Source organism: Streptomyces sp. NPDC012794, from assembly GCF_042901085.1.
Taxonomy (GTDB): Bacteria; Actinomycetota; Actinomycetes; order Streptomycetales; family Streptomycetaceae; genus Streptomyces.
In genome coordinates this window covers 16,100-39,046 of sequence record NZ_JBIBCI010000022.1, presented here as the reverse complement: position 1 = coordinate 39,046, position 22,947 = coordinate 16,100, and the positions used below count along the sequence as shown (strand labels likewise).

Here is a 22,947-nt window from a genome sequence, read left to right as displayed (position 1 = left end):
CAGCTCCTGGGACGGTCTCCGGAGGAGTCATCCCATCGCGTCCCCACCTGGCGAAGGGTCCGTGTTCGCGCCTAGCGAATGATCTTCACCCAAACGTGCCCGGACGTCGGCCGGGAGACAGCGAACGGGTGGTCACCCCTTCACGGCCCGCAGCCCGTGGCGCGGCCCAGCCGATTCATCCTGTCCAACGAGTTGGCAACCCGTTGGCCAAGTAGCTGCAAACCCTGGCCAGGTCCGGTGCACAGTCACAGCAGACCCGGCCGCGACCGGCGGTCCGCCGGGCGCCGGCCCCTGTGCACAGGCCCGGTCGGGCCTGATGATCACATGACTGCTGACGACGTGACGCGCGCGGCTAAGACCCGCGCCAAGATTCTGGCCGCCCTCACCCGTGCGGAGCGGGCTGTAGGTTCCCGAACGCAGTGTCCTCACGCCTCGGTCTGATCTGCGATTCATGGTCGGATCCCGCGGTCGTGTCACATGCCGTGTTCCGGTGGGCTGTCCATTTCCCCGGCCGCCGAGAGCTGGCCAGCACGTCATGCACTGATCACAGGAGGGCGGCAGGACTCAGCCTGTGGGAGCGGCGGTGGCCCGGTACACCAAGGACGGCATCGTCACCGACGTCGACAACGGAGGAGGTCCGGTTCACGGACATCGAGCACCTGTGACTGAGCGCTTGGTTGGCGAGTTAGCGCTTGATCTGGCGAGTTGAGTCTTCGGGGTCACGGGTGCGGCCGATCTGATCGCATTATGTGACGAGCGGCGATCTGATCTGTCTGTAGGCCACGTCACGGCCCGACGTGGGGCGGTGTGACCTCCATGAGACTCGGGGTGGCGAAGCACCAGCGCAGCCACAGCGTCGATTCGATGTCCCAGAAGGGCGCCGCGGCAAGGCCGTCCGCCACCGGGATTGCAAACCCTTGGACCGTGACGATCGCGCGCAGCGTCATATGTACGCCGGCGTAGTCCCGGGCTGCCTTGGCCCAGTCGGGGTAGACGTCGTCCCCCCTGGCCAGTGGATAGCGCCCGACGAAAGCCGCCCAGTCGCCCGCGCCGTTGATTTCGAGGATGTCGGCGGCTGGAGCGGTGACTGGCAGGTGCCAGGTCTGCCAGGGCCGGGGGTGAAGACTCGACCCCAGGTCGAGGTAGATCCGCCACATGCCTGACCCGTCACGCCGTGCCGTGGACGTGTACAGCCCCAGGTGGAACGGCTTGGTACTGGGCGGACCGGGGTGCCCGCCGGGCGCGGTGAACCGCTCCGGGACCAGGGTGGGCTGCCGGTGTGGCACCAGCTCGTGCGGGCTGGTGCCGATCCAGTGCTGGCGCGTCCGGTCGAGGGGCCCCCGGACGAGACTCTCCTCGTCTCGGGTGAGCCGGCCCAGCAGCAGGCAGCCGTCGGCCATCTCGTCCGCCTCCTCCAGCTCAGGCGGGGCGAGGACGGCCGGACCGCCCGCCAGGGCCGTCATTTCGGGCTCGGTCCACCGCGTCATGACGGAGGTGAAATGGCGCAGCGCTGCATCCACGTCAGCGGTCAGATCACCTGCCGCGTCGAGCTGTGTCACTCGCCGGCGCAGGATCCGGGCGGGGGTGGGGCGCACGCTGGAACTCCTTTCCCGGCGGCGCCCGTGCAACAAGTGCCGCTCTTCCGGCCAGCTACGGATCAGCAGCTGATGGGCACTTCCTGGCCGAGGCCGTTGGCGGAGCCGGTCGGCGGCTGGTAGCCGGGCGGGAAGACGACCTTGAAGTACATCCAGCCGCGGTAGTTGCCGGGGCTGCACCTCACGGCCGCATTGTTCTGGCCGCTGCGGGTGTTCCTCTGCGTCCTCAGCTGGGACTGATTGCCGAGCTGTCCGTTCTTATAGAGGGCCGCTCGGGTGGTGATCTCCGGCACCGCTCCCGAGCACGTGACCGTGACGACGACGTTGACGGTGCCGGGCACGTGGGTGGAGTTGTGCGGTCGCTGCACCTGACCCTCACACCGGATCACCGCCGAGGCGTCCCCGTCCGAGCCGGCCCTCACGGCTTCCACGCTGCCATCGCTGGCCCCCCCAGCCGGCGCGGTGGCCGGAGCGGACGGGTCGACCGCCGCCCCTCTCGCCGCGACGGGTGAGGTACCCCCGATGAGCGCCAGGACCGCCATCGACGCTGCGGCGGCCGCCGTTCTCCACGTATGCACGTCTGCTCCTCCGTGTTCGCCTGCTCTGGTTGGTGTAAGCACACCGAAGGGCGATACTACAGACTGTTATCGACCCACCACATACAGCGACAGGTATTCGGGTACGGACGGTCGTGGTTGCCCGAACGGTGGCCAGCGGCCGGCGCCTGGTGTTCATGCCGGCAGCCGTCGGCATGACGCGCCAGATGGGTACTAACTCGTCAACTCAACCGCTCAGTCACAGCACCTCGAGTTCGATCTGTAGCAAGCGCGCCCCGAACAGCCCGCGAGCCCCGGGCCGACACAGTCCGGGGCTCGCGGGCGTATCCAGCCGTACGCGGCGAGACCAAGTCCCTGCGGGTGGCTCAGCCGATCGCTTCGTTCTTCGGGGAGCTGAAGAGGGCCTCGTTGTCGGCGCTCAGCTCCATCCCGAGGTTGCGGGACCTCGGGGGGATGGGGCTCTGGAACCACTTCGAGTAGAGCTTGGCGGCCTCGCCACCCGTCTGTGCGGCCGCGATCGCCTCGTTGACGACCGCCCGGAACGGCTCGTCCCCCTTGCGCATGATGAACGCTAGCGCGGACCGCTGCAGCGGCGTTTCGGAGACGGCCCAGTCCGCGGGCGTGCGGCCCTTCCCGACGCACTGGCCTTCCAGAACCGTATGGTGATCCACCATGGCGACCGCCCGGCCCGCCTCCAGCAGGGCGAATGCCTCACCCGTGTCCTTTTGCTGCATGATGTTCATTCCCAACTGCTGGTCGGCGTTGGCAGCCTTCACCAAACCTTCCGCGAGTGAGCCGGCGGCCACCGTCACCCTCTGGCCGGCCAGGCCGGCCAGAGAGCCGCCCAGGTGGGCCGAGCCCGCCTTGGCCACGATGCGCACCTCGTCCAGCAGCACCGTGTTCGAGAAGTCGGCCTGCCGGGCACGCTCCGCGGTGTGGGCGATAGCGCCGCACACCAGGTCGACCGTTCCGTTCTGCACCATCGGAATCTGGGTCTGCCCGGTAACCAAGGTCCACTTCACCTTCAGCCCGGGCAGGTCGAGCCGGGACTTCAGCGCCTCGACGACCAGCGGCCCAGGTCGGTCGAGAAGCCCATCGGCTTGGGGTCCCCGCTCAGGTAGGAGAACGGCAGCAGGTTGTCGCGATGTCCCAAGTGCACCGTGCCGTTGTTCTTGATCTTCGCCAGAGTGCCTGTCAGATCCATATCGGGCCTTCCATTCCCTCGAAGTGGATGCGCCTGATACCGAAGTCAACGACACATCGGCACCCAAAGCACATACATGATCATTCTGCGCGATGATGCTCGGCTCGTCTTGCTCGGACCCCGAAGATCGACAGCAGCGGCCGCGAACGGGCCGGTCGCCGCCCGGGCTTGGCTTCTGTCCACAGGCACGCCGTGGCCTTCTAGGGCGTGTATCGGAAGCGGATCACGCGCATAGGGTGTCGGCATGTCGCTGAGCCACATAGCCCTCTCATCCGGTCGTTCGATCGAACTCACCGAGCTGCGGATGTCTACGACCTATGGGGGGATGCTGGAGGGCTATCCGTGCCAGCGCATCAACGACATGAGGGTCAGCGGCCTCCTGCGACAGGCCGAGCATGCGTTCTCCTTCGCGCCGGTTCATCTCGTTCCGCCCTCCCGCGAGTACCCGCACGAGACCGCCGGCGCCTTCGGACCCGTTGAGGTGCTGCCTTCCGTGGCTTGCATCGGTGTTTTTGGCTCGGCAGCGGTCGATCCTGAACTCGATGCAGTGCTGCACCGCTCCGCTCTCATCGTGGCCTGGTTCCAGGCCACCCCGGATGTCCCGTCGGGCGAGAATGCTGATCTTGCTCTTCGTAGCATTCGCTGGGAAGAGCTGGCCCAGGACTACGAGCTCTAGGGACACGTGCTGATCACAGCCACTGGTTGATGGCCGCTACGAGGACAGTGGCCTCATGGCGGACCGCGAGGTTGTCGTAGCGGGTGGCCACGGCCCGGTGCCTCTTGAGCCGGTTGATCCCGCACTCAACCGCGTGGCGCTCGCGGTAGTCGGCCGGGTCGAAGCGCGGTGGCCGGCCGCCGCGAGAGCCGAGCTTCTGGCGGTTGCGGGCCTGGTCGGCCTTGTCGGGGATGGTGCAGCGGATTCCCCGGCGCCGCAGGTAGGCACGGTTTCTGTGGGAGGCGTACGCCTTGTCCGCGCGGACTCGGTTGGGGCGGACACGTGGCCGACCCGGCCCGATGCGGGGCACGCGGACCTTCTCCAGCACGGGTTCGAACTGCGGCGAGTCCCCGCGCTGCTGTCCTTCAACACCGACACCGTCCTGGCCGTGCCGACCAAGACGAGCGAGGTCCGCCTCTTCGAACTCGACAACGGCACCATGTCCCGGGCCCACCTCGCGAAGGAGGTCTGGGACTACGAGCGATACGCCGGGCACCGCGTCTGGGAAGGCGCCCGCGGCACCATCGGCGGCACGTACCCGTTCTGGCAGCGCCACCGCTACACCCGCTCGAAGACCTTCCCGCGGCTGCACGTCATCCTGGCGGGGAAGGCCGAGCATCTGCTCGACAACCGCCTCCAGGCGCTCACCGCCGCCGTGCAGGGCATCACCATCGCGGTGTGGGCCAACACCCTGCCCCGGCTCCAGCGCGGCGAGCTCTGGTACGAGATCGGCGTCGACGATCCACATCGGCGCCGGGCCCGCTACCCCGAAGCGGTCGGCCGCTGACCGGCGCTGGGCAAGCCCAAGGGGAGCCTGGGCAAGCCGCCCCGAACACCGGCTTGCCCACCCCGGCCGGGCTCGTCGGCCGGGCGGCATCGGTCACGGCCACCGCTGGCCTTGACGGCCAGGGCGCGCTGACCGATGACGCGTGACCGATGACCGGTCACCGCGCAGACCGGGAGTTGCATGGATCGGTCACGGCGCTGACGTGCTGGTTGACCGATCGCGGGAGACGTATCGGTCACGCCCGGCCCGCCGATCGGTCACGGGTTCCGCTGGGCAAGCCCTCGCCACGGAGGGCTTGCCCAGCGTCCGGGCCGCAGGACGGGACGGTTCCCGAACTCATGGGGTCACGTCTGGGAGGCGGTGGCCCGAGGCCGGCCGACGCCACCGCACTGGCCGTAGACCAGAGCCATGAGCGACGACAAGCAGGAACGCCCGGCCGACCCTGAGTTCCACGTGCTGCTGTCTCTCACACGGCCGGACATCCTCTGGAGGGTGCGGGTGGAGCTGGCCGGCGGAGAGACCATGGCCGACCTGCGCAACCTGATAGCGGATCTGGTCCCTGCCCGGGAGATGGACGACGGGCGTGCTCTTTCCGGGGAGACGCTGGAAATCGTGGTGGGCGCTCGTGACGAACTCACGCTGCACCCGGCCCACGTTCACGGCCTCACCCAGCTCCTGCGCCAGGCCGTCGGCACCATCGGGGCCCGCAGCACGCCTGGCGGCGGCCGGTGCTTCCACTGCGACGGCACCGGCCGCGCCCGCCCGCTGTGGGAGCCGGCGGCCGGGCAAGCCTGAGGCGACCCTGGGCAAGCCCCCTCGCGAAGAGGCTTGCCCAGGGGCCGGTTACGCCATCGCGGCGGGCACGGTCTCCAAGACGACGAGCTGCTCCGGGTCGACGGGGACGCCGTCGGCCTGGCGCAGCGAGTGGAGCGTGGTCCCGTCGGCGCACAGCCTGCACAACCCGGCCAGAGGGAACGGGGTGGCGCCGATGAGGGTGTGTGAGGAGGAGCTGTCGTAGACGGGCCGGTAGCAGCCGGGCACGGCAGGCAGTCATCTACTTCGTCCCCGGGCGGGGCGTCCGGGTCGAGCAGCGGCACGATCCGCAGGAGGTTCTCCCCGGCCTCGGCCCACTGCGCCATCGGCCGCTCGGCGGACCGCTCGAAGACGACGTCGTCGCCGTCCGGGCCGTCGCTGGTGCGGACGCGGGCCAGGGTGCCGACGCCTTGCTCGGGGTGGTTCGGGAGGAACGCCAGGACGGTCTTGGCGCCGGGCTCCTCGATGACGCTGTAGATGTGCCCGCGGCCGGCCTTCATGGCCGTGCCCATCTCGGTCAGGCCCTGGCCCTCATCGTCGTTGCGCAGGCGCAGCTGCCACGACGCCGGGGCGCCGTCGATCTCGGCGGGGGAGGAGGTGATCAGGATGCCGTTGCCGGACTGGCGGACGTCCAGGTGCACCATCCCCAGGACAGAGTGGAACGCATTGCCGAACCACTCCGTGGACGGCCGGACGCTGTTCTCGCGGCGCGGCTTGTGCTGCTTGTGACGTCCCATGCTCTGCCTCGCAGACGTGACCTCGTGCACGGGCCGGTCGGTCCGCTCCACCCCCAACCGGGCACCCGGCACCCCAGGTACGCCGCAGGACCGTCCGTCACCCGCCTGGCCCACCTGGGCAAGCCCTGCCCGGCTGGAGGCTGCGTGGGCCCGCTGGAGGGTTGCACCGGAAGGGGGCTGGAGGGTTATCTGCACGGTTGCACTAGGCGGGGGACCGAAGGTGTGACCGGGAGTGGGACCCCCCGAATCCGGCGATCTTCCATTCGTGCAGGTCAGATGCGGTGGGCAAGCCCCCGTCGGAAAACGACACCTCTTACCCACGCGATAGCCGTGGGAAGAGGTCTGCCCTGTGTCCGGGGGCCGGCGGCGCCACAGGGGTACATGTACCGGTATGGCTCGTGAACGGAGCCGGTGGCCCCTCGTCGTGGACCGCGCGCGGGAGATCGTGGACGGGTACGCACCGCTCAAGGTGACCTTGAGACAGGTGATGTACCGCGTGGCCGCCGAGGGCGTGTTGCCGCACACGCCGCCGATGTACCGCCGCCTGTCCGCCCGGCTGGCCCAGGCCCGCCGCGAGGGCCGCTTCCCCGACCTGATCGACACCGTCCGCGAAGTCCACGTCCCGCCGTCCTGGCCGAGCGCGGACGCCTTCGTGCGGGAGATGCCCGACTGGTTCCGCCTGGACCGCACCGCCGGCCAGGAGCACGCCCTGTACGTTGCCGCGGAGAAGGACACCCTCCGGCAGCAGCTGACCGGCTGGCTCGAGTTCGCGGGCATCCCCGTGCTCATCGTCCGCGGCTTCAGCTCCCAGTCCCACGCCACGTCGTCCGCGCCCGCGTCGCCCACGAGCAATGCCAAACCCACCTTGCCGTGGTCGGCGACTTCGACTGCTCGGGCGAGGACATCGAGCGGTACTGGCTGGAGCTATAAAACTGCCGGACGTTGGTTACACATGGGTCTCCGATCGTGACGGAGAACTGCCATGCCCCCTTCACCACCCAGAGAGGCGTTGTCGATCTTGTCCAGGGCGTCACAGATGCGGGCCAGACCGTCCCGGGCGATCTCCCTTTGGATCGTGCCCTCCGACGCCATCTGCGCGTACAGCCGCTGCACCTGGCGTCCCCGCGGTGTGGAGCTGTAGCGCCAGCGCGCTCCGCTGAGGTCCTGGTAGTGCTCGATGTCCGAATCAGGCCTGCCGGATGCCGCCAGATACGTGTCATCCAAGGCCCGCAGACGCAAGGTGACCACGCTCAGGGGCAGGTCCACACCCTGAGCGGCGAGCTGACATGCGACTTCCCGTGGGGTCAGAGGGTCGACGGACCGCTCGAGCACTTCCATGATCGGCACGTACTCGCAGCGGCGGGAACTCAACAAGTAGCCGAACGGCCTGGCGGGGTCCCCGGCGGGCAGGGCGTGAGCAGCCCAGCCCTCCTCGCCGTCCACGGCAGATTCTCCTCGCATAGGACCTTCCTTCTGCTATGTCGTGAATGCCGGAAATAGGCTAGGGGTTGTTACTGACAATCGACCCTGCTGCACACCCCAGGCACTGGCCGGCCGTGCCCGCCCCCTTGAAGCTCCTATAGATCGTCAAGCTGGTCGTTCGTAGTGGCTGAGCCGTACTGTGCCTGGGTGCGCTACTTGGCGGAGTCCTTCATCTTCGGGGCCTTGAGGCGAGGCCGTTCGGTCGAGCAGTTCCTCGGGCCGGTCGGCTCGCCCGAGCGCCGCGGTGTGCGGTATGTCGAGGTCCGGGCGGCGAGGACGTCATACGAGGTCTACGTCCATGCCGTCGAGGATGTCGGGCATGAGTCCTTCTTGGACCTGGACTCCTTCCCGCCGTTCGATCAGAACTCCGAGGAAGAGGAGTTCGGCCAACTGCTTGGCAGGGCTGAGGACCCCCAGAGCGCACTGGCTCTTGCTGAGGAGGGCACAGGGGCTGTTCGCGGGCGGTGGGTCAACCAGGGTGTCGGGCAGGACGAGTACCGCGACTTCGTCCGGGTCGGCCAGCCGTCTGTTATGTCGCCGGACGGGTATCCCTGGTCTGACCTGCGCACCGACCCGTGATGATCTGATCGCCTCATTCACGTGGCCGGTCCCAGGACCGGAACACCAGTAGCTTTGATGTGCCTGTAGACCTCCCGGGCGACGACGCGGCCACCGCACCGGCGGAGTTCATCAGCGCGAGCACGGAAGCGGCCAGAGGGTCGGGCGCCCGCACCCCCTTGATCTGCCGGAGGTAGAGCTCCTCCCAGTCCCCGCCCACCCACGTGGTGACAGGGATGTGGTGGACGCTCCCGTCGTACCGGTCCACCAGATAGGGGCCGCCGCCGACGAGGAGATCGCGCAGATCGCGGCTGCGGGCGTACTCCGCCGAGTTCCAGAAGACGAGCCAGCCCAACGCGTGCTCCTTCACCTCGTGGACTACCAGCTCGTGTGTCAGCCGCATCGCGACCAGCAACGAATCCACCCGTTCGACGACACGCTCTTTGGAGATCACGCCTTCATCATCCACATCGGGTCAACCAGATTTCCCACCACGCCAGCACTGCGCACTGAGATCCCAAACGCGGTCTCAGACGCGGTCCTGTAGGCAAGGATCCGCTATCCGGTCAGGGCAAGGTTGTGAAGACGGGCGATGCCGAGCATGGCGTGGTGGACGCCGTCGCCTTTCAGGCGACAGTCGCGGAGGATCTTCCAGGTCTTCATACGGGCGAAGGTGTGCTCCACTCGGGCACGGACTTTGCGGTGGGAGGTGTTGTGGGCTTCCTTCCAGGCTGGTAGCTCGGTCTGGCGGGGTTCTCGGCGGTGCGGGATGATCAGGCCGGTGCCGCGGTAGCCACCGTCGGCAATCACGGTGGTCTTGCCGACCGAGCTCTTGGCGCCGGACAGCTCCCATGCCTTGCAGTCGTTACGGTTGCCAGGCACGGGCCGACCGACCACAACGACACGCCGGGTGTCGGCGTCGATGACGACCTGGTGGCTGGTCGAGTAGCGGTAGTTCTTGGACTGCTCCGCCACGCTGTGGTCCCGTGTCGGAACCAGGGTGCCGTCCACGATCAGCACCGTGTCTCTGCGGAAGCGGCTCCGCGGCCGCAGCGCGAGCAAAGGCCCGAGCTGGCTCACGATCCGACCCGCGGCCGACTTCGAGATCCCGAACAAGGGAGCGAGCCAGCTGCCGCAACGTCAGGTTCGTCCGCCAGCACGCGGCAACCAGTAGCACCCGGTCTTCCAACGGAAGACGCCACGGACGGCCCCTGCAAACACGGGGCGGGCCAACCGCGCCGCAACATGGCGATCAGTTTCCCGAACTGCTTCGGGCTCAGCCCGGAGTACGGCGCTATCCATGACGGCTCCGACGCCGTGATCACAGCCCCCACATGAAGATCAAGCCAGTCGTGGGCGGTCCAGACCTACGGGCCCTGGATCCACCGGCCGAGGTCAGTAGAGCCAGCGGTCCAGAAGCCCTGGCCAGAGAAACCCCTCGGAGCCGTTGAAAGCCGCCGGGTCTATCTCCTTCAGCTCCTCGGCCAGCAGGTTCAGCTCGGTCAAGGCCCGCACTTCCTCCTCTTCAGAGAGGTACTCCTCAAGGCCGTCCGGCTCGCTGAGAAGCTCTGAGCCTGTGACGCGACTGCCGTAACAGTGAAGGACGTCGAGCCACACACCGACACCCGAGTTGGCGAACCACGCCTCCCCGTCCGGCATGACGAAGTAGACCGCCCCGGTCTCCGGCTCAACACCGAACGATGACCGCTCGGCCTGGTCATCGAGGTCTACCTGCTGGGTGAGGCAGTAGATCGGGCCCCGGGACGTGAGCAGGGCTGGTTCAGCCTCGCTCTGCAGCACGGCTCGTTCTATGAGGCGCGGAGCTACCGGGATGCCCACCTCGACGAGCTGTGCCTTCGCGGAGTCTGGGATCCGCCAGCCGGCCACAACGTCCTGTCCGGCTCGTGTGACATGGCCCAGGCCGGCCCACGCGGTCAGCTGGTCGTACGTCGCCATCGAACGATCCTCTTCCGTCGGCTGTGCTCCTGACCCTATCGAGCCGGCCTCAGGTCAGAGCACGGCCGCACTTGCGGGACAGCCCTACACAGCCAAGGCGTGCTCTCTCCGGGGAGACGCTGGAAATCGTGGTGGGCACCCGGCACGAACTCACGCTGCACCCAGCCCACGTCCACGGCCTCACCCACAAGCGCTCGAACGGGTCCTCCACGGAAACCAGGATCCGGATGACGGCGTCCGGGCGGCGCTCCTCAGAGGCTTCCTGGCCGTCGACACCGACCCCGGGGGCACCCCAGTTTTTGAGCATGTTCAAATAGGCGTGTCCGGCGGCAGACCGCCGTCCGGTCTCGGGGAATCAGTGTGTGGACATGGGGGTCAAGACCGTGAGCACGAGGGCAACAGGCAGAGGCGAACTGCGGCCCGGCCGTCACTGGTATGCCACGGCGGTTGCGATCGCCGTCATGCTGACCGTGCTGGGCGCGGCCATCGGCGCATACCGGTTCAAAGACGCGATCGACGCGGTGAACACCGACCATCAGTTCGGCAATGGTGACACCGTCACCCTGCGGCTCGAGCCGGGGAGCGAGAAGACCATCTGGGTCAAGTACCCGGGCCCGTCGCCCGGTCCGAAGTGCGACATCACCGGGCCTGAAGCCCCAGGCCCGACCGATCCGGGAATCGACGTGTTCCTCACCCAAGACGAGACCTGGATGCCGCTCTACACCGTCGACGTGCCGCGGGCAGGCGACTACAAGGTCACCTGCTCGTCCCAGGCAATCTCCCGGTACGCCATCGGGGACCCCGGAGGGCTTGTCGCGCTTGCAGGCTGGCTGATGCTGGCCGTCTTTCTCCCGACGCTCGGAATCGGCATCGGCGCCGTCACCATCCTCGTCACCGCCATCCGCCGCAGACGCCATCGCAAGCGGCTGCTCGCCGAACGCTACGGCTCCGGTGGCGGCTACCCAGCACACCCCGGCCTTGGCTCCGGCGGCGGCCGATGATGAATGGCGCCCTCTCTCATGGAGCTGATCCCCCCACGACTTAGAACTGCTATCGGAATGACTTCAGGCGTCGCCAGCAGATGAGTGAGCAGGCAAGGCTGAGGAAGGCTTCGTGGATGTCGTCGCGTACTTCCCAGCGGATCCGCAGCCGGCGGAACCAGTGGAGATGGGCGAAGGTCCGCTCTACGCCCCAGCGTTCGGAGCCGAGGCCGGAGCCGTGCGGGACGCCGCGTCGGGCGATGACGGGTTTCACGCCCAGGGCCCAGGCCAGGCGTCGGTACTTGTCGTGGTCGTAGCCGCGATCCCCAAGCACCGTGTCGGGCCGCCGACGCCGTCGGCCGCGCTTGCTGCGGACCGGTGGGACCCCTGGAGCAGCGGGAAGAACGGGTGACGTCATTGCGGTTGCCGCCGGTCAGGGTGACGGCAAGCGGAATGCCGGTGGCGTCGGTGATCAGGTGGCGCTTGCTGCCGTTCCTGCCCCGGCCAACCGGGCTTCGCCCGGTTTTTGAGCCCCTTTTAGCGCGCGTATGTGGGAGCCGTCGACCACGGTGAGATGGCCGTTGATCATCGGCGGCGTGTTCGCGGTCTGGTTCGCGCTGGCTCTCGCCGTCGTCCACGGACGCGGCGGGCGGGGCTGGAAGGCGATCGAGCGCGCATACATCGCGACCTTCGGCTGGGCCGAGTGGCTCTGACCTGACCGGTGTCGGGCCTGGCGGTCACTCGTGCACACCTCGGCCCACACCTGCCCGGCCGGCGAACCGCCGGTTCCCCAACCGGCGGCCCGACACAAGCTCTCCTGCTCCTGTCCCGGCTCCGGGCTCTGCTCCCGCTGCAGCCCCCCCGTCCCCCGTGCTGTGCCGGTGAGGTATGGGCCGTGGGGGACCGTCTACGAGCGGTTTGCCCGCTGGGAGGCGGATGACACGTGGGCAAGACTGTTGGAGCCTGTGCAGGTCCGCGACGACGCGGTGGGCCGGGTGGAGTGGACCGTGGCCGTCGACTCCACGATCAACCGTGTCCACCAGCATGCCGTCGGCGCACGCAAAAGGGGGCCGCAGACGGGGACAAACTGGAGGATCTGGGCCGCTCGCAGACGCACCAGGCCATCGGTCGGTCCCGAGGCGGGCTGACCACCAAGGTCCACCTTGCGGTCGACGGCCGGGGCCTGTCCCTGTCCATCGTGCTCACGCCCGGCAACGTCAACGACGCCACCGTATTCGGCCAGGTCATCGACGGGATCTGTGCTCCGCGGGCCGACACCGGCCGCCCGCGCACGACACCGGCCCGAATCCTGCGACAAGGCCTCATTTGTCAGATTCTGCCTAGCAGCCCAGGCTCGCCACAGGCCCGGCCTCCACCCGTTCAGCGCACCTGGGCAAGCCCCGGAACGGGTGGCCGGCGGCCGCCCCCGCACCGCTGTGAATGGCAGCGATACCTGTCACCGGGCGAGAAATCTGATCTGGGCCTCTCGGTTGAGTTCGCAGCGATGGTTGTCACCACGTGCTGGGGGCTGGTTGTCACCAGGCTCGCGTCGGCAGTCGTGTTGTCATTGCTGGACGGCTCATTGGATCAGGTCGGTGTGTGGATGCTGGGGGGAGGTCGGGCAGACGTAAATCTGCATGTTGTCGGTACTGCCCACTTCCACCCTGGTCGGCTGTGAGACGTCCTGATGCGCGCAGTCAGAGCTGGCGGCGGCCTGGTCTTCCTGAGGCACCCAGCTGAGGCTTTCGTCGCCGTTCGACTCGAAGGAGGCGATCGTCAGCAGCGGGATCATCTGGGCCTCACACACTGCGCAGTACCGGGGGTTGGGGTCGGTGCGGCCCCATGGGGGCCATCCGCCGACCTTCCAGCCGGGTGCTTGGCCCAGATGAGTCATGTAGAACTCATGCGGATCCTCCGCGTAGGAGCTGTCTACGTCGGCTCCGGCTGCCTGCCACCTGCTCCAGTCCCCCAACACCAGCCGCAGTTCCGGGCTCAGATCCAGGAGGTTGGGGTAGTCGGTGATCGCTTCCGGTGCCAGCACGCACTGCTCTGGTACGTATCCCGGATAGTCCGCCTCGTACGGTTCCGGTGGTGTGGCGAGGACATCGCCGACCTCCGCAGCCGACCGCCAGAACAGCGCGGTCGCAGGCTTGTAATGCGGATCGTGTTCGTACGGGCACCAGAGAATCTGAAGCAGATCGGCCTGCCCGGGCGGCTGCAACAGAGGTACGTCGCGTAGGTACAACTGAGCCACAGGCAGCATCGGGACCGGGCATTCCGCCGGGCCGGGAGGGCCGGCCTCGAGCCGTTCGGCGAGCCACGCGGCATTGCGCTCCTCGAGCGCCTCCTCTTCGGAGGTGAGCGTGGGAGTCTGGCCCTCAGGGCACCAGCGGGACAAACGTCTGCGGAGCCGCACTTCGGTCGGCGACCGACGGAATCCGGTGTCCACATGCAGGTGCGCGTCTTCGCAGTGCGGCCACGGTTCTTCAGCCGGCCACAGCAGCGGCCCGCCGACCGAGCTGTCTCTGACCGACGGCAACCCCGGACGCGGATGCAGCCGTAGCGCGGGGCGTGCCAGCGGAGCCAGCTCGGGGAAGACCGTTGTCACCTCGACAGGCCGCGGGGGAGTAGTTCGTACGAGACTCATGCCGGTGATCTTGCCACCAGCTACCGACAGTCCCCTGCCGCCTTCACCCGCGGCCACGCTCAACCGGGATGACTGCGATCGGATGGTGCCAGAAGTCCGTGCGCAGGGACAGTTGTCGCTGCGAGGCACAGGACGACTGGCGTCCGCATCCCGACCCGCAGATCATTGCGCTGAGCTCCACGTCTAAGTTCGGTGATCATTTGCCAGACAGGCCCTAGTGACCTGAGTCAGAGATTCATCGTTAGTCGGACGTGAGTCGTCCGGGTCCGAAGATTCCGCCGTTGTCGGTCAGTGATGCCCAGCGGGCGGTGTTGGAGGGCTGTTACGCCGCCGTACGACTGTTCAAACCTTGGCTCAGCGGTCGCGGATCGTGCTGGAGTGCACCGGAGGCCACTCGATCATGGAGGTGTCCCGCCGGCTGCGGATCGCTCCGGACACGGTCCGCACCTGGCGGCGCCGCTTCATCGAGCGGGCCTGGACGGTTTGTGCGACGACCCGCGGCCCGGCGTCCCACGGAAGATCACCGATGCCGACCGGAGCGCGTCATCGTCAAGACGCTTGAGGAGACACCGAAGAACGCGACCCACTGGTCGACCAGGTCGGTTCTGGCACAGATCTTGGGGAGCCGTCGTGGAGCGTCACCTCGATGTTCGATCAGTGGTCGAGCGACGCTGCGGCTGTCAGCACAGTTGATTCTGAACTGTTGAGGCCCGGTCGTCGCTCATTGCGGTGTAGAGGGTCACGATCGATGTGACGGCGTCAACTTCGGCCGGGCCGAAGATCCGCAGCCACGCGAGTTCGCAGAGTCCGTCGAGCCGCCGGACACGGTCAGCGGCGCCCGCAGGCCACGGATGCGGGAGCACCGGGAGGTGGGTCAAGGAGACCTCGTCGATAGAGCTGCCGCCGATCTGCGGGGGCTTGTCGACCGAGACGTGGTGGAGATTGGAGAGGGAGAGCACTACGTCCGGCTTCCACGGCCCTTCCCTTAGAGTGATCTCCAGGCAGTCCTCCTCGGCGAAGGCGTCGAACGAGATGCGACTGATGGTGTAGCCGACGCATGATGCGAGTGTGCGTGCGGCGTTGGTGCATCGGTTCTTGAGGGCATCTCGCGCCTCAGTCATATCCGTCGCAGCAGGAGACTACGAGCCCCAGTGGCCTGCGTCGATCGAGTTGGCTGGGCCAGCCACTGGTCCGGGACTGCGGGCTATTGAAGCAGGATCATCTTACGGAGAAGCTCGAATCCGGCTCGGCCATAGAGTTGCCTACGTCCCGGTCGACCCCGGCCGGCCCGGTGACGTGGGCCGGTTCGTGTGGCGGGGCGACGTCCCCTGACGCGGCCGGCCCTTCGGGCCTGGGCCCGCGCCCGTGGGGTGCGGGTAGCCCGGACCGATAGGGCGTGTACGGGTGAGGCCCGGTGCCCGGCATGCTGGGAGCAGTACCACCGGGCCGCCTACACCACCCCCACCACCCGTTCCAGGGCGGCGCGTACGACGTCGCCCCGGTGCAACGGACAGTCACCAGGCCTGCCGCCCCCAGACTCGTATGGGGCCTGGCAGACAGGTCACTCCCCGGAAAGCCCGGGATAGTAGCCGCGTTCGTAGTACTGCAGGGTCGCCGCGTGCTTTTCACCGGCACCACGGCAGATCGGGCACACCCGGTCCTGATGGCACTCCGGACACCTTCGCCGCCCCCGCTCGACGTCCGGTATCCAGCTACGTCCCCAGCACGACGAACACCAGCCCAGGCCATCGCACTCGTAACACAGCACATACCCCGGCCTGAGCGTGTCGGGTGTCCGCACGGGGTCGGGCTTGACCATAACTTCGGCCGTGTGAAAGGCCAATGACGGGGTTTTCGCCTGGTAGAGCACCACGTTGGAAATCTTGGAGATCCGCACCTGGACGACGACGCCGTCGTGCCTGCCGGTGATGAAGTGCGCCTCGGTGACCTTTTCCTCCACAGCCCAGCCCGCGGCGGCCAGAGCTTTCGCCGCCCGCTGCCCCATCTCCGCGGGAGACACGGTTTCAGGCCTGGCACCACGGAAGGTCATCGTGTGGTGAAACTGAAGCGGCTCATGCCAGTCAGAGACGGAGGGCACTCCCAACTCCTGCGGAAAGACCCTTGCTTCCGGCGTCAGGCGGGACACCAGTTCACGCACCTGCACGTGCATGAACAGACCGAGCCGCTCCAGCTCTTCGCGTGCACCCGGTATATCTGTCATCAGCACCCCTGCAGCACGCTAACGCACGGGCAGCAGCGTGCCTAGACAAAAGCCACCCCGCCGCGACATCGTCGACGTTCTGCGGACTGCTGATGTCGTTGCGCCACCAATCGGGCAGCTCCCCGTTCCACCGCGCCGCCAGTGCCCAGCGTCCTGCACGGTGCCGTAACCCCAGCGGCAGACGGTCGTCGCCAGCTCCACGCAGGACACGACGGTCTCGCACAACCACGGCGGCCACGACGGCCACGCCATGCTCCCCGAACACGCGCCCCTGCCCTCCCGCACCGGCAAGGTCGGCGAAGGCCTGCTCGTGCCCCGCCGCCACGGGATGCTCGTCCCGGCCGGAGGCAGCTGGAACGACACCACCACCGACCTCTCCGAGCCGATGCGGACGCGCACCACCCGCGACTCCGAAGCCCTGCTGACCATGCCCTACGTCGTCACCATGCTCCGCAACGGCCGCATCGACTCTGTCGAGCGCCCGCTCGCCACGCCCGCCGCCCGGGGCCGCCACCACGGACTGGTCATCCCCTACCGCAAGGGCGCCGCCCAGCCCACCAGCGAGCCGATGCTCACCCTCGCCACCCGTGACTCCACTGAGCCTCCGCCAACTTGAAGGCGCAGGTCAAAGGGCTGGTGTGATCGGTTCGTGGGGTACTCGTGCTGGTCGTGGGCGGGAGTCCGCGGAGAAGATCGTCTGTCAGCGTGGTTGGGCCGAAGAGAAAGGCGATGCAGCAGCGCCGACGGATGTGCGAGCCTTCTGTCCCCAGACGCCGACCGAGAAGACTCTGATGACCCGCGATGAGGCCCTCAAACAGCTCAGCCACATCGGGCACGAGCGGGCATTCGGTAGGCATGTCGGGTCCGACCGGCTCATTCAGGCAGGGCTTGACGCCCTCATTGGCGAGGTTGAGAGTCCCTCCCTCGCCATGCTGGCTGGCCTCCTCCGGAGCGAGGAACCCGAAGCGCCAGCGCTCTTCGACCAGGTACTGGAGGAGCTGGGACTTTCCTTCTATCCGCCCGCCGACCCTCGGGCCGCCAAGTGGGCGATGGCCTACTGGATCGCCGGTCAGATAGCCGACGGAACCCTGGATCCCGCCACCGGAACCCACCTCATCTGGGCAGACGTCGCCTACGACCTCGGCTACCCGGAAGAGCTGCAATCTCTCGTCTCGTGCGCTCTCAACCTGGACGGATGGGAGGAGAGCTGGGGAGTGTCCGTCGAGGAGCTAAACCGGGAGGCGGTCGAGGCGGCGAAGCAGTTCCTGAGCAAGAGGCCGCCAGCAGAAGCTGGGAGTTGACTCCGGTTCCTGCACGCTGTGGCTCTGCCGCCTCCTACGATTCTGTGCATGCTGGATCCCGAACTGCTGGAACGGATCACTACGCGCCGTGCGGAACTGGACGAACTCGAAGAACAGCTGTCCAAACAGCTGGATGCGGTGCGGGCTGAGCGGGACGAGCTCGCCGTCGCCGAACGTGTCTTTGAGAGAGTGAGCGAGCAGCTCGCCGAGGAACGCTCTTCAGCCCGGCCGATTCCCGGGCAGGTGGGCGGCCGAGCGGTGATGCTGATCCCGCACCGCGAGCCGGGCGCGGACGAAAGCATGCTCCCGTCGGACTACCAGCGCATCATCGCCGCCGTGCGGCAGGCCGCCGGACCGGTCATGGCCCGTGAAGTCGGCGAGGTGGTGGGGGTGGACGTCAGCGTGAAGGCCAAGCTCGAACCGCTACGCAGCAAGCTGATCAAACTCGTCGATCGCGGCTGGCTGCGCAAACTGCCCGACGGCCGCTTCACCACCCGCCTGTGACCGGGAGTACCGCCACTCGGAGCGGTGTGGCACGGGCGTAACCGGGGTGCCCCCAGGGTCCGTTGGAATTGTGTGACGAATACCAAAAAGCGCGCCGAGGACACCTGCCCGCCGGTCTACCAGTGCCGCCTGCCGCTGTCCACGCGCACCGTCAACTACCTCGCCGATCTGCTCAGGCGCCATCTGAAGGTGATTCGGTCCAGGTGGCGGATCCTGCCGCCGGGGAAGATCGCGGTGATCGTCCTGGCGTGCTGCGTCACGACCAGCGCCTGGCCGACATGGCCGGCGGAAACAACGTCTCCGAGTCCACCGTCCGCCGCGGGCGCGACGAGCTGATTGGACTGCTCGCCGCCCAGGCGCCGCGCCTGGACCGTGCCCTGAGGAAGGTCGCCAAGCAGGGCGGGGAGGTGGTCCTGATCGACGGCACCCTCATCCGCACCCAGCGCCGCACCGGCAAGGCCGATCGGCGGAACTATTCCGGCAAGCACCGAACTCATGGCCTGCACTTCCTCGCCCTGACCGACGAGAACGGGCGCCTGATCTGGATATCCGCCGCGCGGCCTGGCCGCACCCACGACAACACAGCCGCCCGCCACGATCACATCCTGGCTCACCTGCGCGCCGCCGGCCTCGGAGCGTTGGCCGACCTCGGCTTCCGCGGCCTGGACAACGACATCCTCGACCCCGTGGTCGTCACCGGCTACATCGCCACTCGTACCCACAAGCTCACCCCGGGCCAGAAGGAAGCCAACCGTGTCCTCGCCGTCGGACGGGCTCCGGTCGAGCACGGCTTCGCCCACCTCAAGAACTGGCGGGTCCTCACCAAGCTCCGCACCGATCCCGCCCGCGCCACCCGCCTCCTGCGAGCCTTGCTCGTCCTGACGAACCTCGAAGTCAACCGCTGACGGATGATCTTCTCCGTGGACCTACGCCCGCGACCAGCACGAGTACCCCACGAGCCGATCACACCAGCCCTTTGACCTGCGTCTTCAGGTTGGCGGAGGCTACGTGGAGTCCACTGACACGGTCCAGTCGACGTCGTCGTCGGCGTCCGCAACTGCCAGGACGGACGACCGTCAGCTGAACCCCTGACGGATCAGCACTCACTGAACGCTTCCGAGAGACCCGAAGACTCGCGCCACCCACTGATCCATCCGGGCTGCGAAGTCCCATGATGAGGCTATGTCCGAAGCCGGCAGAGCGCCGAAATCGTGCCCCCCGTCAAAGAAGTCCACGTCAGCCCAGCCACCACGAAACAGGACCACCTGCAGCTCGGCCTCCGCCGAACCCGAGATCACCACCCCGAGTGAGTCGGGATCGTTCACCCGAGCCCTGTCGGTCTCCAGAGGCTGGGGCCACTTCGCCTCCCAATCCCTCCAGGTCATCTCTCCGACTTCAAGGCCGGCCGCCCTCCAGCGCGCGACTCGCTCGAGCATCAACACGGCCGCTTCGTCGAGATCAACAACTCTGTCCATGAGGGGGATCATCCCTCATGGACAAACCTCAGCAGCCCGGGGCATGCAGCAGACGGATCGCGAGGATCGACAGCCCAATGTTCCTATTACTCGCCAACATTTCCAGGGCCACACGAGCTGGGGCGCTCCCCCGGATACGCCAACAACCGTTCCTGCTTGTGACTATGCAGACAACCCCTACTACGACCGCGACGTCCTCGCCCGGCAGATCGCCCGCGAGGAACAGCAGTGCCGCGCCCTGGAGGACTGCGTCGGCCGATGGGGCGCGGCGGGCGAGCAGTAATCCCAGGCGGTGGCTTGCGCGGATGGGGCGAAGCGCAGCAGGACGGCCTGGCAGGTCAGCGACTCCTGATGGTGCCAAAGGCCGGGGTCTGGGGCCCGCGTTGCAGCTCCGTGTTGCACCGCCGTCCAGTGCCAGCAGGCAAGACGAAAGGCCCCGGGTCACGACGTCCCGGGGCCTCCACTTCGCTGACCTCTGCGCTCAACGACGAGCTGGGCAACCTGCCACGCCCAGTCCATCCCCAGCTACGCGAGCGGCCAGCTGGTCGGCGTGAACTTGTCGCGCCGAGACTTGGTGTTCGAGACCCCCACGCCCAGCTTCACGATCACCGGCTCCGCCTCGCCCCCGACCACGCGTCTGGTGCAGGCGGACCGTAAGAGCGCTTCCACGTGCGGAAGTGGCCTCACGGGGCCTGCAACGGATCGCCGACCGGCTTCCGAGCTCTGACCTGCCGTTTCCTGTTCCCGTTCCACGCCCGCCGCAGGCCAGACGCCGTCGGGCTGGTCGCGGCGCCCCCGAGCTCGGGAGGGTTCCCGGATCCGGGAACGGTGCTGCCCCTGGTGATCGACGTGTCCCATATATGGGAACGCGCTTGGCCAGGCGCTTCCGCGGTCGCGGGGTTCAGCACAAGGACCCAGTGCCGGCCCGGCCCGGGCGACACAGCATCCGGCCCGGCATCCGCCGCCTGGCCGCCGTTCTCCCGGCGGATGATTGCCGGGGCAATCACCGAGCCGGCCATCGTGAGGCCCGGTCCCGTCCCTTGAGGAGAGGCCGGGTTACGGCCCCTGGTGTACCGCGCAGGTTGTAGGGTCCAGCGCCCGTACATCCAGGGTTTCAGATGATGATCAAACCGGTGGGGGGTGACGCCACCTCGCATCCGTTTCTATCGTCTTGTTCAGCGCTGACCGTTATGGGGCGCCTGTCGCGCACGGTGGGTGCGTGAACGTGAATGTGACGAAGGGGAATTCCTGTGCGTATGCGACGTGCACTGACATCCGCAGCCTTGGGGAGCGTCCTCGCTGTGGGCGGCACGGCTGTGACGGCTCAGGCGGCCGAACCCGCGTCGGCCTCAGGGACCTCAGCCAGCACGGCGAGCGCGGCCCAGGCAGGCTGGACGTTCTACCGTGCCTACTGGACCAAGAGCTCCTGCCAGGCGGAAGGCAGGGCCGGCAAGAGCAAGCACTGGTGGAAGGACTACAACTGCCAGTACCAGCGCGGCAACGACGGTCAGATGAAGTTCTTCCTCTACGTCTTCAACCGCGTCGCGGGATAGCCGGTATGTCCTTCGGCTTCCGTCCGGCCGGACACCGCCGCACGGAAGCCGAGGCCGCACACCTGTGGCCAGCGGGCCGGGCCGGCCGGAGTCGCAGCCGGCCATCTCATGTCGGCCCCGGCCGTCCTGACAACGCTGTCGCTGCAGGACCCCGCACCGCGGTGCGCCGACCGCGGCTTCAGTCGGCCTGCCCGGTGCGGGCTCTGGGTTCGTCTGTGCGGGTGCTGACGCCGTCGCGGGCGGCGATCGAGTCCGCGGTGACCGGCGGCGCTTGCCCCGTCCCGCGCGGCGGCGACGGCCGTGATCTCGGGGAGGCGGGTGCCGGGCCGGGTCTGGTGCGGCGTGGGGTCCTTCGCGCAGGGGGTGTGGCCCTTGTGCTGGACGGGTCGGGTGGTACGGGCTTCGGCGGAGGGACGGGTCCACCAGCGGCGGCCGTGGCGTTCGGTGCCGAGGCCGAGGGGGCCTCGGAAGGCGTTGGCGCGGATGTTGGAGGCGGTCAGGCCGGAGAGTTCGGCGACCTGGGCGTCGGTGAGGAGATCGGCCGGGTGCGGCGGCATTCCAGCCCGCCGGTGTGGAGCGGGGTAGACCCTTCGCTTCAACTCTTCAGTGCTGGCCTCGTACTCGGCCGTGATGTCGCTCACTGGCCCGGTATCACTACGCGGCTTCGCTCCCCGCTGCTCCGAGTGTCGGCATGGTCAGGTGCGCGCCCACCGGCCCCCGAGGCGATCTCGTGGTCGCCTACGCCCGTCAGCTCACAGATCCTGCCGCCTCTTCCACCGTAGAACGAGGCTGGGCCGATGTGCACCCGACAGCTACCCGGCCGGTCACCACCGGCCGCGGGATCACGAGTGCTCCCCGCCAGCGACACCGACGGCCGCCGGCCCCGTGCTCCTCCAGAGGCAGCCACGTCAGCGGGCTGTCAGGCCAGGGGCTGCGGCGTACGAGGGTCGTCCATTCCTCGTCGTGCCGGCCCGGCACGGGGCGCCCCTCGGACGCCCACTGGCGGGCGAGTTCAGTGAAGATCGGCTCCAGGTCAGGGCGGGGAACCGTTTCGCCGTCGCTTCGCTGAACGCCGACGGTCGGACCGAACGGCATCGTCATCGTGGTCATGTGCGTGGTCCGCAAGGCCGCGTCCGGCCCCCTGGCGTACGAGTCGGGGGTGAAGCGCCTGTTGGTGAGCGCCCCTTCCTGGCCCGAGCCGGGCCGGCCGCGACGTTTCGTATGACGGGCCTGCGCGCTAGTTCGTGAGGCGGGCATTCCCCCAAACGCCGTAAGAATAGTTGTCGTAGTACTCACCTGCAGTGAAGGTCACCTTGAGCTTGAGGCGCAGCGCCCCCGCCACTTTGATGTGGAGCTCGCGTGACTCGCCGATACTCAGTTCATGCGCGGGTAGTGGATTCCCGTCCAAGAAAAGCTCAAAGGTGAGCATCCCCCCGGTGGGGGAGTCATCCCGTACTCCGATGGTGGCGTCAAAGAATTTCCAGTGACCAGCGATATTGTATTCGGCGTCGTTGGCTGGAATGGAGTTCTTGTCTACCCGGAGAAACACACTTTGAGGATAGGTTCGACCACGCAGATCGGCCGAACCCTTGTCCACGTTGTAGCTCGATGACAACGGATCGAGATCGACCAAGTATCGCACCTCGCGTTGTTGGCCCGGGGGTTGAGGTGAATTTGGCGATGACGTGGGCCTGGTTGGGGTCGAGGTTACCCCGCCTGACTCGCCGGTCCCCGCACTGCATCCCTTAAGTCCAAGGAAGGCTAGTAGTGTAATAACACCTCCGATAATTCCGAAGATCGCCGCCAATTTGAGTAGCCAATGCTCTCCATTGCTCACTCGGCGAGTATCTGTGGGTTGCCTG

At 67.6% G+C, this 22,947-nt stretch carries 27 protein-coding genes and 3 pseudogenes; 13 read left to right on the top strand and 17 right to left on the bottom strand.

Going from position 1 to position 22,947, the window contains the following annotated elements:
- Nucleotides 1-785: 785 nt before the first annotated feature.
- The 4 genes from ACFY7H_RS29575 to ACFY7H_RS29560 form a co-directional block, all read right to left on the bottom strand.
- Nucleotides 786-1,595, bottom strand: coding sequence for a hypothetical protein (locus tag ACFY7H_RS29575; protein ID WP_388944191.1), 810 nt, complete (start codon nt 1,593-1,595; stop codon nt 786-788).
- 62 nt (nt 1,596-1,657) lie between these two features.
- The gene (locus ACFY7H_RS29570) at nt 1,658-1,963 is read right to left on the bottom strand and encodes a hypothetical protein (RefSeq protein WP_388944188.1); all 306 of its coding nucleotides are present in this window, start codon (nt 1,961-1,963) and stop codon (nt 1,658-1,660) included.
- Between the two features lie 554 nt (nt 1,964-2,517).
- Nucleotides 2,518-3,162, bottom strand: coding sequence for a transporter substrate-binding domain-containing protein (locus ACFY7H_RS29565; RefSeq protein ID WP_388944185.1), 645 nt, complete (start codon nt 3,160-3,162; stop codon nt 2,518-2,520).
- 41 nt (nt 3,163-3,203) lie between these two features.
- Nucleotides 3,204-3,356, bottom strand: a complete 153-nt coding sequence (locus tag ACFY7H_RS29560) for a hypothetical protein (protein WP_388944182.1) — start codon at nt 3,354-3,356, stop codon at nt 3,204-3,206.
- Between the two features lie 244 nt (nt 3,357-3,600).
- Here ACFY7H_RS29560 and ACFY7H_RS29555 point away from each other — a divergent pair, with 244 nt between their 5' ends.
- Nucleotides 3,601-4,032 (top strand): hypothetical protein, encoded by a 432-nt coding sequence (locus ACFY7H_RS29555; RefSeq protein WP_388944180.1) that lies wholly within the window; start codon nt 3,601-3,603, stop codon nt 4,030-4,032.
- A 13-nt stretch (nt 4,033-4,045) separates the two neighbouring features.
- Here the strand turns inward: ACFY7H_RS29555 and ACFY7H_RS29550 are convergent, their stop codons facing one another.
- On the bottom strand, nt 4,046-4,381 hold the full coding sequence (locus ACFY7H_RS29550; protein WP_388944177.1) for a transposase: 336 nt from the start codon (nt 4,379-4,381) through the stop codon (nt 4,046-4,048).
- Between the two features lie 78 nt (nt 4,382-4,459).
- Between ACFY7H_RS29550 and ACFY7H_RS29545 the strand changes: the two genes are divergently transcribed.
- The gene (locus ACFY7H_RS29545) at nt 4,460-4,858 is read left to right on the top strand and encodes a replication-relaxation family protein (protein ID WP_388944174.1); all 399 of its coding nucleotides are present in this window, start codon (nt 4,460-4,462) and stop codon (nt 4,856-4,858) included.
- Nucleotides 4,859-5,266: 408 nt separating this feature from the next.
- Nucleotides 5,267-5,653 (top strand): hypothetical protein, encoded by a 387-nt coding sequence (locus ACFY7H_RS29540; RefSeq protein ID WP_388944171.1) that lies wholly within the window; start codon nt 5,267-5,269, stop codon nt 5,651-5,653.
- 48 nt (nt 5,654-5,701) lie between these two features.
- Here ACFY7H_RS29540 and ACFY7H_RS29535 read toward each other — a convergent pair whose 3' ends face one another.
- Nucleotides 5,702-5,899: a hypothetical protein gene (locus ACFY7H_RS29535; protein WP_388944168.1), complete on the bottom strand. Its 198-nt coding sequence runs from the start codon at nt 5,897-5,899 to the stop codon at nt 5,702-5,704.
- Nucleotides 5,900-6,799: 900 nt separating this feature from the next.
- Here ACFY7H_RS29535 and ACFY7H_RS29530 point away from each other — a divergent pair.
- The gene (locus ACFY7H_RS29530; protein WP_388944165.1) at nt 6,800-7,378 is read left to right on the top strand and encodes a hypothetical protein; all 579 of its coding nucleotides are present in this window, start codon (nt 6,800-6,802) and stop codon (nt 7,376-7,378) included.
- Here ACFY7H_RS29530 and ACFY7H_RS29525 read toward each other — a convergent pair.
- Nucleotides 7,333-7,851, bottom strand: coding sequence for a DUF2397 family protein (locus ACFY7H_RS29525; RefSeq protein ID WP_388944162.1), 519 nt, complete (start codon nt 7,849-7,851; stop codon nt 7,333-7,335). The two genes, ACFY7H_RS29530 and ACFY7H_RS29525, sit on opposite strands and share 46 nt — an antisense overlap.
- Before the next feature lie 186 nt (nt 7,852-8,037).
- Here ACFY7H_RS29525 and ACFY7H_RS29520 point away from each other — a divergent pair, with 186 nt between their 5' ends.
- Nucleotides 8,038-8,469 (top strand): hypothetical protein, encoded by a 432-nt coding sequence (locus tag ACFY7H_RS29520; RefSeq protein WP_388944158.1) that lies wholly within the window; start codon nt 8,038-8,040, stop codon nt 8,467-8,469.
- A gap of 13 nt (nt 8,470-8,482) precedes the next feature.
- Here the strand turns inward: ACFY7H_RS29520 and ACFY7H_RS29515 are convergent, their stop codons facing one another.
- From ACFY7H_RS29515 to ACFY7H_RS29505, 3 genes and pseudogenes are all read right to left on the bottom strand, one after another.
- Nucleotides 8,483-8,902: a YrhB domain-containing protein gene (locus ACFY7H_RS29515; RefSeq protein WP_388944155.1), complete on the bottom strand. Its 420-nt coding sequence runs from the start codon at nt 8,900-8,902 to the stop codon at nt 8,483-8,485.
- Nucleotides 8,903-9,006: 104 nt separating this feature from the next.
- A pseudogene (locus ACFY7H_RS29510) lies at nt 9,007-9,782 on the bottom strand (transposase).
- Between the two features lie 61 nt (nt 9,783-9,843).
- Entirely contained in the window at nt 9,844-10,404 is a 561-nt protein-coding gene (locus ACFY7H_RS29505) for an SUKH-4 family immunity protein (RefSeq protein ID WP_388944152.1), read from the bottom strand.
- A gap of 461 nt (nt 10,405-10,865) precedes the next feature.
- Here ACFY7H_RS29505 and ACFY7H_RS29500 point away from each other — a divergent pair, with 461 nt between their 5' ends.
- Nucleotides 10,866-11,405, top strand: coding sequence for a hypothetical protein (locus ACFY7H_RS29500; protein ID WP_388944149.1), 540 nt, complete (start codon nt 10,866-10,868; stop codon nt 11,403-11,405).
- A gap of 49 nt (nt 11,406-11,454) precedes the next feature.
- Here the strand turns inward: ACFY7H_RS29500 and ACFY7H_RS29495 are convergent.
- A pseudogene (locus tag ACFY7H_RS29495) lies at nt 11,455-11,949 on the bottom strand (IS5 family transposase); the annotation flags it as partial.
- Nucleotides 11,950-12,253: 304 nt separating this feature from the next.
- On the opposite strand from ACFY7H_RS29495, the pseudogene ACFY7H_RS29490 reads away from it, so the two are divergent.
- Nucleotides 12,254-12,696 (top strand): annotated as a pseudogene (locus ACFY7H_RS29490) (IS5 family transposase); the annotation flags it as partial.
- A gap of 267 nt (nt 12,697-12,963) precedes the next feature.
- Here ACFY7H_RS29490 and ACFY7H_RS29485 read toward each other — a convergent pair.
- On the bottom strand, nt 12,964-14,031 hold the full coding sequence (locus tag ACFY7H_RS29485) for a hypothetical protein (protein ID WP_388944147.1): 1,068 nt from the start codon (nt 14,029-14,031) through the stop codon (nt 12,964-12,966).
- A gap of 400 nt (nt 14,032-14,431) precedes the next feature.
- Here ACFY7H_RS29485 and ACFY7H_RS29480 point away from each other — a divergent pair, with 400 nt between their 5' ends.
- The gene (locus tag ACFY7H_RS29480) at nt 14,432-14,593 is read left to right on the top strand and encodes a hypothetical protein (protein WP_388944336.1); all 162 of its coding nucleotides are present in this window, start codon (nt 14,432-14,434) and stop codon (nt 14,591-14,593) included.
- Between the two features lie 118 nt (nt 14,594-14,711).
- Here the strand turns inward: ACFY7H_RS29480 and ACFY7H_RS29475 are convergent, their stop codons facing one another.
- The gene (locus ACFY7H_RS29475; protein ID WP_388944144.1) at nt 14,712-15,152 is read right to left on the bottom strand and encodes a hypothetical protein; all 441 of its coding nucleotides are present in this window, start codon (nt 15,150-15,152) and stop codon (nt 14,712-14,714) included.
- Nucleotides 15,153-15,592: 440 nt separating this feature from the next.
- On the bottom strand, nt 15,593-16,258 hold the full coding sequence (locus ACFY7H_RS29470; protein ID WP_388944142.1) for a hypothetical protein: 666 nt from the start codon (nt 16,256-16,258) through the stop codon (nt 15,593-15,595).
- A 244-nt stretch (nt 16,259-16,502) separates the two neighbouring features.
- Here ACFY7H_RS29470 and ACFY7H_RS29465 point away from each other — a divergent pair, with 244 nt between their 5' ends.
- The 4 genes from ACFY7H_RS29465 (at nt 16,503) to ACFY7H_RS29450 (ending at nt 18,962) form a co-directional block, all read left to right on the top strand.
- Nucleotides 16,503-16,868, top strand: coding sequence for a hypothetical protein (locus ACFY7H_RS29465; RefSeq protein WP_388944139.1), 366 nt, complete (start codon nt 16,503-16,505; stop codon nt 16,866-16,868).
- 175 nt (nt 16,869-17,043) lie between these two features.
- Nucleotides 17,044-17,553, top strand: a complete 510-nt coding sequence (locus tag ACFY7H_RS29460) for a hypothetical protein (RefSeq protein WP_388944136.1) — start codon at nt 17,044-17,046, stop codon at nt 17,551-17,553.
- A gap of 48 nt (nt 17,554-17,601) precedes the next feature.
- Entirely contained in the window at nt 17,602-18,057 is a 456-nt protein-coding gene (locus tag ACFY7H_RS29455) for a hypothetical protein (protein ID WP_388944133.1), read from the top strand.
- Between the two features lie 248 nt (nt 18,058-18,305).
- Nucleotides 18,306-18,962, top strand: coding sequence for a transposase family protein (locus tag ACFY7H_RS29450; RefSeq protein WP_388944130.1), 657 nt, complete (start codon nt 18,306-18,308; stop codon nt 18,960-18,962).
- Nucleotides 18,963-19,160: 198 nt separating this feature from the next.
- Here the strand turns inward: ACFY7H_RS29450 and ACFY7H_RS29445 are convergent, their stop codons facing one another.
- Both ACFY7H_RS29445 and ACFY7H_RS29440 read right to left on the bottom strand, forming a co-directional pair.
- Nucleotides 19,161-19,532, bottom strand: a complete 372-nt coding sequence (locus ACFY7H_RS29445) for a hypothetical protein (RefSeq protein ID WP_388944127.1) — start codon at nt 19,530-19,532, stop codon at nt 19,161-19,163.
- Between the two features lie 525 nt (nt 19,533-20,057).
- Nucleotides 20,058-20,201, bottom strand: a complete 144-nt coding sequence (locus tag ACFY7H_RS29440; RefSeq protein WP_388944124.1) for a hypothetical protein — start codon at nt 20,199-20,201, stop codon at nt 20,058-20,060.
- A 647-nt stretch (nt 20,202-20,848) separates the two neighbouring features.
- On the opposite strand from ACFY7H_RS29440, the gene ACFY7H_RS29435 reads away from it, so the two are divergent.
- Nucleotides 20,849-21,085 (top strand): hypothetical protein, encoded by a 237-nt coding sequence (locus ACFY7H_RS29435; protein ID WP_388944121.1) that lies wholly within the window; start codon nt 20,849-20,851, stop codon nt 21,083-21,085.
- 1,237 nt (nt 21,086-22,322) lie between these two features.
- Here ACFY7H_RS29435 and ACFY7H_RS29430 read toward each other — a convergent pair.
- On the bottom strand, nt 22,323-22,718 hold the full coding sequence (locus tag ACFY7H_RS29430; RefSeq protein ID WP_388944118.1) for an NPCBM/NEW2 domain-containing protein: 396 nt from the start codon (nt 22,716-22,718) through the stop codon (nt 22,323-22,325).
- Nucleotides 22,719-22,947: the final 229 nt, after the last annotated feature.

Excerpts from the sequence above, each read along its gene's own strand:
- ACFY7H_RS29560 (WP_388944182.1), bottom strand. The coding sequence starts at position 3,356 with ATGGATCTGACAGGCACTCTGGCGAAGATCAAGAACAACGGCACGGTG.
- ACFY7H_RS29480 (WP_388944336.1), top strand. The coding sequence starts at position 14,432 with ATGGAGGTGTCCCGCCGGCTGCGGATCGCTCCGGACACGGTCCGCACC.
- ACFY7H_RS29455 (WP_388944133.1), top strand. The coding sequence starts at position 17,602 with ATGCTGGATCCCGAACTGCTGGAACGGATCACTACGCGCCGTGCGGAA.
- ACFY7H_RS29505 (WP_388944152.1), bottom strand. The coding sequence starts at position 10,404 with ATGGCGACGTACGACCAGCTGACCGCGTGGGCCGGCCTGGGCCATGTC.
- ACFY7H_RS29475 (WP_388944144.1), bottom strand. The coding sequence starts at position 15,152 with ATGACTGAGGCGCGAGATGCCCTCAAGAACCGATGCACCAACGCCGCA.
- ACFY7H_RS29460 (WP_388944136.1), top strand. The coding sequence starts at position 17,044 with ATGACCCGCGATGAGGCCCTCAAACAGCTCAGCCACATCGGGCACGAG.
- ACFY7H_RS29540 (WP_388944171.1), top strand. The coding sequence starts at position 5,267 with ATGAGCGACGACAAGCAGGAACGCCCGGCCGACCCTGAGTTCCACGTG.
- ACFY7H_RS29485 (WP_388944147.1), bottom strand. The coding sequence starts at position 14,031 with ATGAGTCTCGTACGAACTACTCCCCCGCGGCCTGTCGAGGTGACAACG.
- ACFY7H_RS29530 (WP_388944165.1), top strand. The coding sequence starts at position 6,800 with ATGGCTCGTGAACGGAGCCGGTGGCCCCTCGTCGTGGACCGCGCGCGG.
- ACFY7H_RS29465 (WP_388944139.1), top strand. The coding sequence starts at position 16,503 with ATGCTCCCCGAACACGCGCCCCTGCCCTCCCGCACCGGCAAGGTCGGC.
- ACFY7H_RS29500 (WP_388944149.1), top strand. The coding sequence starts at position 10,866 with ATGCTGACCGTGCTGGGCGCGGCCATCGGCGCATACCGGTTCAAAGAC.
- ACFY7H_RS29555 (WP_388944180.1), top strand. The coding sequence starts at position 3,601 with ATGTCGCTGAGCCACATAGCCCTCTCATCCGGTCGTTCGATCGAACTC.
- ACFY7H_RS29445 (WP_388944127.1), bottom strand. The coding sequence starts at position 19,532 with ATGGACAGAGTTGTTGATCTCGACGAAGCGGCCGTGTTGATGCTCGAG.